Genomic DNA, 13,002 nt, shown 5'->3' with positions numbered 1-13,002 from the left:
AAAAAGCGGGAAAAGTGATTATAATGTGCTCTGGAGTTCATCGTAATTTCTGGCTGGCGATCATCGTAAATTGCGAGTTCCGCTCGTAAATTTCAATTCTTCAATATTCACGATATAAAAAACTGCCCATGAACGAGCAGTCTTAGTTGACAAACCGACCTGTTTTTCCTTGCGCTTTCCAGTAATCGTCTCTAAGATGGACCTTCTGGATTTTCCCGGAAGCTGTTTTCGGAAGCTCCTCAACAAATGTCACTCCTGTAATCGCTTTAAAATGGGCCAACTTTTCCCGTGAAAAAGCAACAAGATCAGCTTCTGTGCAAGTTTCCGCGTCCCTCAGCACGACAAACGCGTGCGGCGTTTCACCCCATTTTTCATGCGGAACGGCGACAACAGCAGCCTCCAATACAGCTGGATGGTCGTACAGAGCACCTTCGACTTCAATTGAAGAAATATTTTCACCGCCACTAATAATGACATCCTTTTTGCGGTCGACAATTTCAATATGCCCTTCGCGATCGACCATTGCCATATCACCGGTATAAAGCCAACCGTCGCGAATCGCTTCCATGGTCGCTTCTTCATTTTTCCAGTACCCTTTCATGACTCCATTGCTTCTTGTGATGAGTTCGCCGATCTGTTTGCCGTCATGGGCCACTTCGTCACCATTTTCATCGACTACCTTCACTTCACAGCCAATCATCGCAAAGCCCGTTTTTGCTTTCACTTGATTCTGCTCGTCTGCCGGCAGATCCTTTAAATGGGAGCGGATCAGCGAAATGGTGCTTAAAGGCGACGACTCAGTCATCCCGTAGACTTGAATAAACTCCCAGCCCAGTTCATTTTCTACTCGCGTCACAAATGCCGGCGGAGGAGCGGAACCTGCAATAACGACCCGAATTTGCTGCCTGATTGCGGGCTTATGTTGTTCATTATACTGGAGCAATGAATTCAATACCGTCGGAGCCATGTGCATGACCGTTACTCCATGTTTTTCAATGGCTGCAAAAATTGCCTCGGGAGACGTTTTCCTCAGGCAGATTTGCGTCGCACCGTTCGCAGTATAGTAAAATGGTGAACCCCAGCCGTTAACATGGAACATCGGAAGAACATGCAGCAGAACATCCTCATCGTTTACCCGCAAATGGTGCATCGCGCTTAAAGCGTGCAAATAATTGTTGCGATGGGTTAGCATGACTCCTTTCGGATTGCCGGTTGTTCCACTAGTATACAAAAGACTGCAAATATCATCTTCATCCACTGCTGTTCTCGTAAAAGAATTTGCCGGTTGACCTGTAAGCCAATTTTCATAATCCATTTCAGCATATTCATTTTTGTTGTCATGGACGATGATCGTCTTGACTGTTGTCAGTTTTTCTTTGACAGGTACGATCAAGTTGTACAGCGTGCGATCAACAAACAAGATGGTTGTTTCGCTATGGTTCAAAATAAACAAATAATCATCCGGCTTTAATCGGGTGTTAAGCGGCACCATTATGGCGCCGGTCAGGAATACGCCGTAAAACCCTTCAAGCATTTCAACTGTGTTTCCGGAGAGATATGCAATCCTGTCACCTTTTTTCACTCCCAGGTTTGTTAACCCGTGCGCAAGCTTATGAACTCTTTCATTTAGCTCCTTGTATGTAAGAACATGTTTATCGCCAAAAATCGCTCTCTTTGAACCATACAATGATACAGCCCTGTCCAAAAATTGCGAAAGAACTAATGGCACCTTCATCCTTATCCCCTCCCTAGAAAAAATTAAACGCTTTCAAAATATACATTTATTATGGCAGGTTTTTACCCGTTTTTTTGTCGTAATATGTCTATTTGATATTTTTTTCCGAACAAATTCTTTCATCCAGCTTCAATTCCTCTTTATTGATGACAGTTAACGCCTATAAAGTTGGGCGATTTAATCACATTTCCGGTCCTTGCACATACGATATTAAAGAAATTTACTTTAAAGGGTGTAGATCATGCCGGCAATTGTAGGAGTTGTCCAAGTGATTTCAATCGGGAGCAGTTCTGTCTTTAACATTGGCGATGTTTATAAAATAATGCCTGTATCGACGGCCAAGACATTCTCCGGGGCAGGTTCCTTTAATACCGGTAACGGTTTAAATGTATACAACAAGCGGAGCTCAACCAACACTTTTGACCGGGATGCGATCGATCAAGGTCCATATTTAAATGCATAACAGCAGGTGATAGCGATGAATTTTTATATTCAACAGTCAATTCACATCAATTTGATCCGAATTGACAGTATTATGAATTCGGCAGTATTGCAGATCGGCAGTTCCGGGATTATTAAACCTGTTTCTTATTTAAGCAACACCGGAGGGTTTATAGAGCCTGCGCCGGAAGCTGAAGCGCCCGATTTCGAAACCGGAACACATTTTGAAAGTCCGGCAGTGCCTTTGACAACAGCGAGAGGCAGAGTCAGCCAGGATTTGTAATGCGAAGAAAATTTGGTCAACTGGACAAACATGTGAGGTGGTATTCATGAACGAGGAGTTTTACCGGTACCTTCAACATCTGCATAATTTTGTTCAGGCTCAAGACAAGAAAATTCGCGCGTTGGCAAAATCAATGGCGATTCTGGAGAATGAAATGAAAGACTTGAAGGAAAAGCCATCCATTCGGGTTGAAAGGATTGAATATAAGTTTGACCAGCTCAAGGTAGAAACCCTTGAAGGCACGCTTAATATTGGTTTAAATCCAACCGATTTGCAGGGGATCGAAGATTTTTCCGTTAACAATGACCAAATGAGTACTCCTTTTTCACCTAAAGAGCGGATGCAAATGGTCGTCGATATCGAGGAGCACATGAACAACTATATCGATTCAGACTTAAAATCGATCGTTGATGAAGCAAAAAACCAATTGAACCTGCGTTTAGATGATTCGTATACTTCCTTTATAAAGGATGACATAAAAAAACAGCTTCCAGCCAGGATTGAACATTTTATCAATCAACATATTCCTGCTGAAAGGTCTCCAGAGTATTTCGAAAAATACAGAGAAAAAATGATTGTTCAGCTGAAAGAGGAAATCAATAGAGGTGTACACACCTTCCTAAATCATTTGCCCGATACTGTGAAAGGAATGAAAACAGAATGAATTTCCATGTTCTGAACCGGGAGATTTGCGTAGGACATATACAGGTGATTGGGGTGTCGAGTTCTTCGCTGTTAATGGTCGGGGATGCAAACACGATTCAGCTTGCCTCTGCCTTTGATACTCCGGCTGAATCGTTAATTATTGGCCCGTTTGTGCCGTTAACCCCGGATGTGCGATAAATGCTGCAACGGACTTCCTATGTAACAGACTTGAAGGTCACCACAGTATCATACTCCTCGGTCATCCAGTTGGGAGATTCAGAAATCATCAACGGGTTTTCCCGTGCCATTGCAGTCCAGCGGGAAGAGGAAGTTTTTTATAGTGATGAAGGAAGCTTTTCTGCTTACCCTGTTTTCAATAAACCGATTCCGTTCATGCCAATACGGGAACAACTTGTGCAGCAAACATCCCACATCTTTCCTGTCCTAAAAGTGAAAAAAATAGATATTCTCGGAATTTCTGCTTCATCTATTCTCCATATTGGAAACAGCCAAAACATATCTTTAGAATCGAGGATCAAACATATCCGGCAATTGAGACCCCGTTAATTGCACAATATTGTCACATGATATTATCGGAGCCGGACAAGGTCATCATTCAGAAAAGGATGTTATATATGCCCGCCATAATTGGTCCAGTGCAGATTATCAATGTTGGAAGCGGGATCGTCCAGTTTGGCGATGCCGTATATATCTCCCCAAAGCATGCATCTAAATCGGTCTCGGGAGCCGGCGCGTCGAACACAGGGGGCTTTATCATTACGAATAACGGAATAAATATCAACAATGTGATTGATACAAATCTGTTGGACCAGCCTGTTGTTGGCAACGCCTAAATTTTCTGCTCCCTTCGGAAAAACCTCACGCGCCCGGATTTGCCGCTTTTACCTTAACAAATTAAACAGGCGATAACCACTCACGGTTATCGCCTGTTTGCCTTAAGCAACTGACTTATTTATCAAGTTTTATGATGTGCCCGCCATCAAAGAAAAATAGGTATCTTTCTTCAATTGTCTTTTTGAAAATTTGCTCAAGTGCTCTCGTATACAGATCTATTTGCACTTTATACCTTTTTTCAAGCACTGGCTTCGCTTCCTCGAAGCCCCCTTTAAATCGATCATGAATTTGATCTGTTTTGTAGTCAATCAGCACTGTAGCTTGCTCATCTTCAAACACACAATCGATGATCCCCTGCACAAAAACGCGCTCCTCCTGCCCTTTCCAATCACGATAAATTTCTTTTGCGGACAGTGATAAATTAAACGGGACTTCGCGGTTTATCTTTGATGCGCCTATCAGCCTTTTACCTAAATCAGTCATGAAAAATTGTGCGACAAGGTCTGCTTCAATAACGGAAACTTGTTCTTCCGTAAGCAATTCTTTTTCCTGCATGACCTTAATTTGTTCTTTTATGCTTTGTTCGGTCAAGGGAAGGCGAAGGTTTAGCTGCTGCATGACCATATGCATCGCTGTTCCCTTTTCCGCAGGTGTAAGTGACTTTTCCTGCATAAACTTCGGCCGTGTCAATATCGGCTTTTTGAGTTGGCGCAACCATTCCGTGCTGCTCTCCTCAGCAAATGCTTCGCCCTGCCGTTTTATTTCAGAAACCGATTGTTTGGATCGATAGACGGCTGCCTCAGCATGTTCATATTTCCATGACAGTTGATGATTGACGATTTCGGAAAACGGAGAAACAACATCGACAGTCTCCCCTGCTGCCACTTTCGCCAGCAAATCATCCTGCTTCACCATCGCTTCCTCCCGCTGTCCGGCCGCTTCTTCTGCAGTGACAACCTGCACTCTCCAGCAGGAAGGATGTCCAGCGATCTCTTCATTTGAAAACGAGCTAATGATGCTTCCTTCCGGCCCGAAAACCTGGAAATCGCGATGGCGGACTATTGATGGGCCGATCCAATCCATATAGCTGCCCGCGGACGCCCGCTCAAACTCGGATAGAAGCCATTTTTGATTCGAAGCTGCTGCTGACCACTTATGAATCGTTTTTTCGGCATCTTTCACAGACCCAATCAAAAACAGTTTTTCCTTCGCTCTTGTTAACGCCACATAAAGCACACGCATCTCTTCGGCAAGCATCTCCATCTTCTTTTTCCGTTTGAAGGCAAGCTGTGGAAGTGATGGATAAGAAATCCGTTTTTGGGCATCGACATATTTAGCCGCAAACCCAAAGTCCTTATCAAGCATAAAAGCCTTTCTTATGTCCATGACGTTGAACTTCCGTGAAAGACCAGCGACAAATACGATTGGGAATTCGAGGCCTTTGCTGCTGTGAATCGTCATGATTCTGACGACATCCTCCTGTTCGCCCAGCGCCCGTGCTGCACCGAGATCATCGCCGCGGTCCATCATCCGTTCAATAAAACGCAAAAAGCGGAACAAGCCCCGGAAAGATGTTGACTCGTATTGGCGGGCCCGGTCATAAAGTGCCCGTAAATTGGCCTGGCGCTGCTTTCCGCCCGGTAAACCACCCACATAATCAAAAAAATGAGTTTCCCTGTACAAGCTCCACAACAATTCGGAAAGTGAACCTTGGCGGGCCCTCTTTCTCCAGTTTGTCAATTGCTCAAGGAAATGGTTTGTTTTTTCATGAAGCTCTTCCCCTTCGTGTCCCGGTTTTGCCCGGCAAAAGCTCACAAATGCGTCATAAAACGATCCCCTTCGCTCGCTTATCCGAACCTGCGCGAGCTCATTTTCATCTAAGCCAACAATCGGTGAACGCAGGACAGATGCAAACGGAATATCTTGAATTGGGTTATCGATGATCTTCAACAATGACATCATAATCGCCACTTCTGTCGCTTCAAAATATCCGTTTGAAAGATTTGCATAAGCAGGAATTCCTTGCTGCTTAAACTCTTCCATTATTTGCGGCGCCCATGTCATCGAACGCAGCAAAATAACGATGTCCCGGTATGCTGCCGGCCTATCCATTTTTGTTTTTGCATTAAAAACAGGCAGTCTTTCGCCAATGATTCCCTTAATTTTTGTCGCCATCAGTCTCGCTTCAAGCTGGACCTGTTCAAATTCTTCGGCATCATAGGCTGCCAGGTCATCTTCCTGCTGTTCAGCTTCATTGTTTTCTCCGGATTGGTCAATCAGCAAAACTTCAACCGGATGCTCGATGTCTTCCGGGTAAGCTGCGCCCTTTTTTAACTCGGCCGCTTCATCGTAGTCAATTTCGCCAACCTTGACACCCATTAACTGCTTAAATAAATAATTGGTCCCGTCCAGTACTTCCTTCCGGCTTCTAAAATTCCTTGCCAGGTCAATGCGCAGTCCGGATTTTTTTCCTTCAGTCGAAAATCTGTTGTATTTTCCGAGGAATAAATTTGGTTCGGCAAGCCGGAATCGGTAAATGGATTGCTTCACATCCCCAACCATGAACAAATTCCCGGCTTCTTCACTATCCTTCGTAACGAGCTTAAGAATCGCTTCCTGAACCAGGTTTGTGTCCTGGTACTCGTCCACAAACACTTCTTTAAAATGATTGCGATAACTTTCGGCAGCCTCAGAAGGAAATCTCAATCCGTCTTCCTTCATTCCTCCGGTTAAAATTTCAAGGCAATAATGCTCCTGGTCGGAGAAATCAACGAGTCCCTTTTCTGTTTTTACCCTTTGAAATCGTTCCGAAAAGGTTCTGACAAGGGTAACGAGTGTTTCGATATGAATCTTCATTTCCCGCATATCCTTTATAAAGCTTTCAGGCCTTCTTGAAAAAAGTTCATTTTGGATTTCCTGTAAAATTTTCTTTGCCTTTTCGCGCAGCTTTTGGGCACGGTCCAGCAATTCTTGATCAAAATCATCGCCGCGGCATGTTTTTGCCCGCGAAAAAGACCATGACTGCATCGCCTGATATAGCGTCTCCCAGGAATCATTTTTTGCAGCCATTAATATGTGGACGATTTCGATATCTTCGACAAAATTTTCCGCGCGTGGGGCTGGCCCGCCTGGAAGCCTGGTTAGCTCGAGCCCCTGTTCAAGAAGCTGCATCGCTCCTTCAAGCTGAAGCTCAATATCAAATAAGAGAGACTTCACAAAAGGCAGATCTTCAATCAAAGCCGATTCATCAACATCATACATCGCAATAATTGAAGCAAGATACTGTTCAGGAGAAGGATTCGACCTGGCAAAATCATAAAGCTCGCGGACAATGTCCTGTAGTGCAGCATCGTTTCGGTCATTCGTGAATGTGTCGACAAGAGCAAAAAAGGCATCATTACCGTCTTTCCCGTATTCTTCTTCAAAAAGCTCATCAAGCACTTCATCGCGCAACAGCTGAGCTTCTGTTTCATTGGCAATCCGGAAGCCTGGGTCAATATCGATTAAGTAATAATATTTTCTGATTACATTTAAGCAAAAAGCATGCAATGTCGAAATTGAAGCACGGTTTAACAGGCTTAGCTGCTTTCTTAAATGGATTGATTTCGGCTGTTCCTCAATCGCTTTTTCAAGTGCTTCACCAATCCGGTGCCTCATTTCAGCAGCGGATGCGTTTGTGAAAGTCACAACCAACAGTTCATCGACATTGATTGGGTCCTGCTCATCAACTATTTTGCGGATCATTCTTTCAACAAGAACAGCCGTCTTTCCCGAGCCTGCCGCGGCAGCGACTAAAATGTCCTTTCCCTTTGCCGCGATCGCTTTCCACTGGTCATCGGTCCAGGTGACGTTGTCAGGCTTCGCCGGAATTTGGAGATTCGTCAATCCCTTCATCCTCCCCTCGAATTATCTCAAGCACATCGTCCTTTTGCTTCGGATTCAGAATCCGGTAGTTATTGCCCTCGACTGACTGGTCAAACTGGCAGACGGACTTAAAGGAGCAGAATGTGCACGGAATCTTATTCTTCAGCTTATACGGGGATACATCGGTAATACCTTCCGTAATTTCATTGCCCGTTTTTTCATATATGTTTCTGACATGGTTTGTCAGCCGGGCAAACTCCGCGCTGCTTGCCACTTTAGAGCGTTTTGAAAGTGTCCCGTCTTTCTTTATTCCGGCCGGGACAATCAAGGATTCCCCCGAATCAAGCGACCGGTCCATTAAGTTAAGTACATTTTCATCACCGAGCAACAGACCGTTCATTTTAAACTTTTTAAAGATTTCGCGTTCAATCTCATCCAGAGAAAGCATTTTTGACGTTTGGATGATCGGATTGTGAACATGAAAATATAGAACACCGGCTGGACTCGCTTCAGTACCGATGAGCGAGCCAGCGTGGCTGATTACGATATCGAGATAAGTAAGCATCTGTAAAGATAAGCCGTAATAAACCTCGCTCAAATTCAAGTCTCTTTCACTTGATTTATAATCGACTACCCTTAAATAAACCCCATCTTCGTTCTCTGCTTTATCGACCCTGTCTATCCGGCCAGCCAATTCCATTTTCGCACCATTTTTAAGTGAAAATGATAACGGAGGCAGCTGTTCCTTCAGCCCGAACCCAAGCTCCAAACCGATCGGAACGAACCCGCTCGCTTTCGAATGCTCGCTCAAAATATAGGACGCCCGGCTAATAATATTTTCAAGTTTTCTCTTAATGTAAAAATGCCTGTTTGAGCTTAAAAGAATCTCATTCTGCAATTTTGGCGCCAGTTTCTCAACCGCTTCTTTGGCAAGCATTTCGCAGTCAGCCCTCGTCATGCTTGACCATGACAAATTCCTTGCATTGACAGCTTCTGAAATATGCTTTAATGCAGCGTGAAATAAGTCTCCGATATCGGGGGCTTCAAGCCTGAATATTTTTCGATCACGGAGTTTCAAGCCATGCTGGGCAAAGTGTGAGAACGGGCAGCTGTTAAACATTTCCATTCGCGAAACACTTGCCTGAATATGATCTCCATATAGCCCACTGCTCACGTTCCTTGACAATTGCCTTGCTTTATTTTCATAAAAGAGACTGGACAAAACTTTATACGCGGTTTTTTTCTGTTCCGAACTTTTCATGTAATAGTTGTATACATCCCACCAAAAATCGTATATCGGATAATTTCGTTTCTTGAGCTGCATTTGGCCCGCTAAATAGGAAAGCGCAGTCGTTTCCCCTGAGACAAATTCCAATTGTCCCATTTCCGGAAGCTCGGAAGGATCGACCACAAAATAATCGTGGCGCGCTTCCGGCAGCAAATCAACGATTCTCTTAATATAGGGGGACGGCATCAATGCTTTTCCTTCTTCATTGGCGAGCGGATAACTTAAATAAAGCTGCTTCGAAGGGGTTATAAAAGCTTTATAAGCGAGAAAATTCTCATCAAGCAGTTTCGTTTTGCTGCTTGCAGCGATTTTTAATCCGCCCGCAAGCAGGGCTTCTCTGTCTTCATCGGCAAGGATGCCCTCCTCGTTGATCTTTGCAGGCAGGACTCCTTCATTCAGGCCAATCACAAACGCCGCTTTTATATCAGATAACCGCGACCTTTCCAAATCAGCAGCAAGCACCTGGTCAATAGCGGGCGGTACAAGCGAAAATTTCAGTGCCTCCATACCAGCATCGAGTATCGAGGCAAATTGCTTTAACGGCACTTTTTCTTGACCAAGCATTTCAACAAACTGGTCAAGCATGGCAATAATGGCATCCCAGGCCTGGTCATGCTCACGTGCTCTGACAAGATTCCCCTGCTCTTCTGCTGCCAGCTTCCATTGCTCAAGCTTTGCCGGAATATCAAGCTCCTCAACAAACAGATAAACCGCTTCACTAAGATCACGGCCATTTTCCGCCCTTTTCAAACGCCTTGACATTCTTAAAATGGGGGCGGTAATCAAAAGCCGAAGCTCATTTAATTCCTGCTCCGCCCGTTTTTCCGCATCAGTCTGGGCGATAGCCTCGTTTTCCAAGCCCCTGATGCGCCGATAAACCCAGCGCTCCCGCTTCGTCCACTTGTCTCCTTGAATCCCGTACGCCAACACATAGTTTTCAAGCCTGTCCATTTGTTCACGAAGCTGCGCCGGATTAGAGGTAAGCGGATATAATAATTCCGTTTTAACGGCACGGAATACAGGCTCATAACGCCAATTTCCAACGATCACTTCAAGACTTGAGCGAATCAGCTCAAGCAACGGATGATGCAGCATCGTTCTTTTTTGATCGATAAAATAAGGAATGCCGTAATCATGGAAAATCGTTTCAATAATTTCATGATAGTCATTACCGTTTCTCGTTAAAACAGCTATGTCTTTAAAACGATAGTCTTTATCGCGGACTAAATGCTTAATTTCACGGGCGACGCCTTCCAGTTCCGCTCTTCGATTGGCTGCCTGTACGATCGTAACAGCGGCCGCTCCCTGGAAAGCTTGAGCAGGCCTTGTATCAAAATGCGCTTCGAGATGGTTAAGTGATGGATGCTCCCAGCGCTTTTGCTCGTTTAAAATGAATTCCGGCTCCAGCTCAATGTTTCCAGCCTTAACGATTTCATAAAGCGTCTGGCAAGTTTCACCGCTCATTCTAAACAGATGCAGCTCATCCGGGGCTGTTACTTGAAATGGTTGATCAAGCGTCAGCGTAATCGTTACCCGTTTGCAATGCTTCATAAGCTGCTGAATCACCAAGTACTCCTGGGGGGTAAAGCTATAAAACCCGTCAATATACACTTCGGCGTTCTTCAAGTAGCCAGATGAAGCGGCTTGTTCAGCGAACAACCTGAAGTAATCCTCTGAATCGGTATATTTGCCGGCCATCGCCTCGTCAAAATGGTTATATATTAATTCAAGGTCATGAAGCTTATCCTGAATATCAATCCGTTTTTGTTGTTCATTCTCAGCCAAAGCTGCATGCTTTTCAGCGAGTTCCTCCGGATTTATACAATACCGCTTAAACTCTGTGAGCATTTGTTCCATCTGCTGGATAAAACCGTTTTTATCAGCAGCACGCTGAAAGATGGTGAGCTCGTCTTTGTTTTCTTCAATAATCTTTCGAATCAGCATGCTTATTCCAATGCTGTTTAAATGGTAACGGCTGATGCCGCCCGTTTCCTGCAGGACCCGCCATGCAAGACGTGTAAAGCTGTACACTTGCGCCCTGATCATTCCCCCCAGGTCAGGCGTTGTCACAAGCCTGTACTCCGAAAGAAATGTCATCTGTTCCGGTACAAGATAAATTATCGGATCGCCATCCGGTTCCTGAAATAATCTCTCGCGTATTTCATTCAGGCATGTCTCCGTCTTACCGCTCCCGGAACGCCCGATTAATAGTCGAACAGACATCTCCCCATCCTCCTAATAAAGCTATCTTTCTCTTATATTATTTTAGCACAGCATATGATTAAAATTTTATCGCCTGCGTTTGGCAAATAGTAACTGGTTTCATTCTAAATGCTTTTCAGCTTTTATGGTTTGAGATTTCCCACATGTGCGCGCAGCTAAAGTTCTTAGTTGTAAAATTGATTTTAACTAAACTTATGATATCATACTGCTCACATAGCGAACGTTAGTTCCTATCGTTTTATACAGCTCTATAATTTGAAGGCACTATAACATAAATAGTTCCTGCTAAATGATTTACGGGGTCATTTTTCTTTTCAGCCCATAATATAGTACATATTAGACAAGCTTGGATGGTTCTTTTGGAATTATATTAAATTAACAATTGAGAAGGTATAAAGATGACTGGATTAATCATTATTCTACTGCTTGTGCTGGTGCTTCCATTTACAATGAAAGCCGTTGAGGATAACCTCGAAATTTTCTTATTTTCAATGGGGGTTGCTGCCGTTTTGTTCAGCGGGGTGTTGGACAGGCCTTTGATGGTGAAAGCATTGGAAGACCCTATTAAAATTGCAATAACCGTTCTTATTGCGGGTTTGCTGTTCAAATGGCTGTTAAGACCTTTTGAAAACTTAGTTAGCAAAACTGGTAAATCCATACCTTATCCATTATTCTTCGCCCTCGTCGTCATTGTCCTTGGCTTCCTTTCAAGTGTCATCACCGCGATCATTGCCGCATTAGTCCTTGTAAATATTGTCACTTTCCTCCGATTAGATCGAAAATCGGAATTGCGGCTTGTGATCATTTCCTGTTTTTCAATCGGCTTGGGAGCCACTTTAACACCAATTGGCGAGCCGCTTTCAACAATTGTCGTCAGCAAACTGAATGGGGATTTCCTGCTTCTGTTCAGGCTGATAGGGCCGGAGGTAGTGATTGGGGTATTGATGATGGGTGTTTTTGCGGCCCTATTTATTCAGCCTCAGCCGCATAAAAAAGGACTGTCTGGATTTAGCAAGGCTGAAACGTACCAGGAAATTCTTAATCGTTCTATAAAGATCTATCTGTTTGTAATGGGCTTGACGCTGCTTGGCGCCGGATTCGAACCGATGATCAATATGTACATGCTTCAACTCAATCCATTTTTGCTGTACTGGATCAATATGATTTCTGCGATTCTTGATAACGCAACCCTGGCAGCTGCCGAAATTAGTCCGGCGATGGACTACATGGCCATCAAAGCAATTTTACTTGGCCTGATTACGAGCGGCGGCATGCTGATTCCCGGAAATATTCCCAATATCATCTCCGCTGGCAAACTGAACATTACCAGCACAGAATGGGCAAAATTCGGCGTTCCGTTCGGATTGATGACGATGGTTGTTTATTTTGTGGTGATCTTGTATGGGGAGTGATTTTTCATTACTTGTAAATGGCTAAAAGATTTGTTTTGAATCTTTTGAGTAAGGGGGTTTCTTGATAAATTCGAGTTTATAAGAAGGAAGATTTATACGTGATTGATTAGGTTGACGTAATTATGCAGGGAATCACCATGAACCAATTTAGGAGATTTTTTTTCAAGTAAAAAGACTCGAAGTCATTCGAGTCTCAGATTGTCGACAAAAGGGGTTCGGAATGGTCTCATTCCGAACCCCTTTTGGTTATTTTTAT

At 44.0% G+C, this 13,002-nt stretch carries 10 protein-coding genes; 7 read left to right on the top strand and 3 right to left on the bottom strand.

All coding sequences use genetic code 11. The features are described 5' to 3' along the window. Positions 1-142: 142 nt before the first annotated feature. Positions 143-1,735, bottom strand: coding sequence for a long-chain-fatty-acid--CoA ligase (locus CU635_RS12360; RefSeq protein WP_101577685.1), 1,593 nt, complete (start codon positions 1,733-1,735; stop codon positions 143-145). Between the two features lie 241 nt (positions 1,736-1,976). Between CU635_RS12360 and CU635_RS12355 the strand changes: the two genes are divergently transcribed. The 6 genes from CU635_RS12355 to CU635_RS12330 all read left to right on the top strand — a co-directional run bounded on the left by CU635_RS12355 (position 1,977) and on the right by CU635_RS12330 (position 3,958). Continuing rightward, positions 1,977-2,198: a spore germination protein gene (locus CU635_RS12355; RefSeq protein ID WP_101577684.1), complete on the top strand. Its 222-nt coding sequence runs from the start codon at positions 1,977-1,979 to the stop codon at positions 2,196-2,198. A 15-nt stretch (positions 2,199-2,213) separates the two neighbouring features. After that, positions 2,214-2,459 (top strand): spore germination protein GerPB, encoded by a 246-nt coding sequence (locus CU635_RS12350; RefSeq protein ID WP_101577683.1) that lies wholly within the window; start codon positions 2,214-2,216, stop codon positions 2,457-2,459. A 46-nt stretch (positions 2,460-2,505) separates the two neighbouring features. Continuing rightward, entirely contained in the window at positions 2,506-3,123 is a 618-nt protein-coding gene (gerPC, locus tag CU635_RS12345; RefSeq protein WP_101577682.1) for a spore germination protein GerPC, read from the top strand. After that, positions 3,120-3,302 (top strand): spore gernimation protein GerPD, encoded by a 183-nt coding sequence (locus CU635_RS12340; protein ID WP_101577681.1) that lies wholly within the window; start codon positions 3,120-3,122, stop codon positions 3,300-3,302. Before gerPC ends, CU635_RS12340 begins: the two co-directional genes overlap by 4 nt. Next, a complete protein-coding gene (locus CU635_RS12335) occupies positions 3,303-3,671 on the top strand; it encodes a spore germination protein GerPE (RefSeq protein ID WP_101577680.1) in 369 nt (122 codons plus the stop codon). A 68-nt stretch (positions 3,672-3,739) separates the two neighbouring features. Further along, positions 3,740-3,958 (top strand): spore germination protein, encoded by a 219-nt coding sequence (locus CU635_RS12330; protein ID WP_101577679.1) that lies wholly within the window; start codon positions 3,740-3,742, stop codon positions 3,956-3,958. Positions 3,959-4,073: 115 nt separating this feature from the next. Here CU635_RS12330 and addA read toward each other — a convergent pair whose 3' ends face one another. Next, on the bottom strand, positions 4,074-7,844 hold the full coding sequence (gene addA / locus CU635_RS12325) for a helicase-exonuclease AddAB subunit AddA (RefSeq protein WP_245917452.1): 3,771 nt from the start codon (positions 7,842-7,844) through the stop codon (positions 4,074-4,076). After that, on the bottom strand, positions 7,813-11,334 hold the full coding sequence (addB, locus tag CU635_RS12320; protein WP_101577677.1) for a helicase-exonuclease AddAB subunit AddB: 3,522 nt from the start codon (positions 11,332-11,334) through the stop codon (positions 7,813-7,815). Before addB ends, addA begins: the two co-directional genes overlap by 32 nt. A gap of 398 nt (positions 11,335-11,732) precedes the next feature. On the opposite strand from addB, the gene CU635_RS12315 reads away from it, so the two are divergent. Beyond that, a complete protein-coding gene (locus tag CU635_RS12315; RefSeq protein WP_101577676.1) occupies positions 11,733-12,746 on the top strand; it encodes a DUF1646 family protein in 1,014 nt (337 codons plus the stop codon). Positions 12,747-13,002 lie beyond the last annotated feature (256 nt).

The organism is Bacillus canaveralius, assembly GCF_002860125.1.
In the GTDB taxonomy this organism is placed as follows: domain Bacteria; phylum Bacillota; class Bacilli; order Bacillales; family Cytobacillaceae; genus Bacillus_BJ; species Bacillus_BJ canaveralius.
This window is presented reverse-complemented; position numbering and strand designations above follow the sequence as displayed.

Excerpts from the sequence above, each read along its gene's own strand:
- CU635_RS12360 (WP_101577685.1), bottom strand. The coding sequence starts at position 1,735 with ATGAAGGTGCCATTAGTTCTTTCGCAATTTTTGGACAGGGCTGTATCA.
- CU635_RS12355 (WP_101577684.1), top strand. The coding sequence starts at position 1,977 with ATGCCGGCAATTGTAGGAGTTGTCCAAGTGATTTCAATCGGGAGCAGT.
- CU635_RS12350 (WP_101577683.1), top strand. The coding sequence starts at position 2,214 with ATGAATTTTTATATTCAACAGTCAATTCACATCAATTTGATCCGAATT.
- gerPC (WP_101577682.1), top strand. The coding sequence starts at position 2,506 with ATGAACGAGGAGTTTTACCGGTACCTTCAACATCTGCATAATTTTGTT.
- CU635_RS12340 (WP_101577681.1), top strand. The coding sequence starts at position 3,120 with ATGAATTTCCATGTTCTGAACCGGGAGATTTGCGTAGGACATATACAG.
- CU635_RS12335 (WP_101577680.1), top strand. The coding sequence starts at position 3,303 with ATGCTGCAACGGACTTCCTATGTAACAGACTTGAAGGTCACCACAGTA.
- CU635_RS12330 (WP_101577679.1), top strand. The coding sequence starts at position 3,740 with ATGCCCGCCATAATTGGTCCAGTGCAGATTATCAATGTTGGAAGCGGG.
- addB (WP_101577677.1), bottom strand. The coding sequence starts at position 11,334 with ATGTCTGTTCGACTATTAATCGGGCGTTCCGGGAGCGGTAAGACGGAG.
- CU635_RS12315 (WP_101577676.1), top strand. The coding sequence starts at position 11,733 with ATGACTGGATTAATCATTATTCTACTGCTTGTGCTGGTGCTTCCATTT.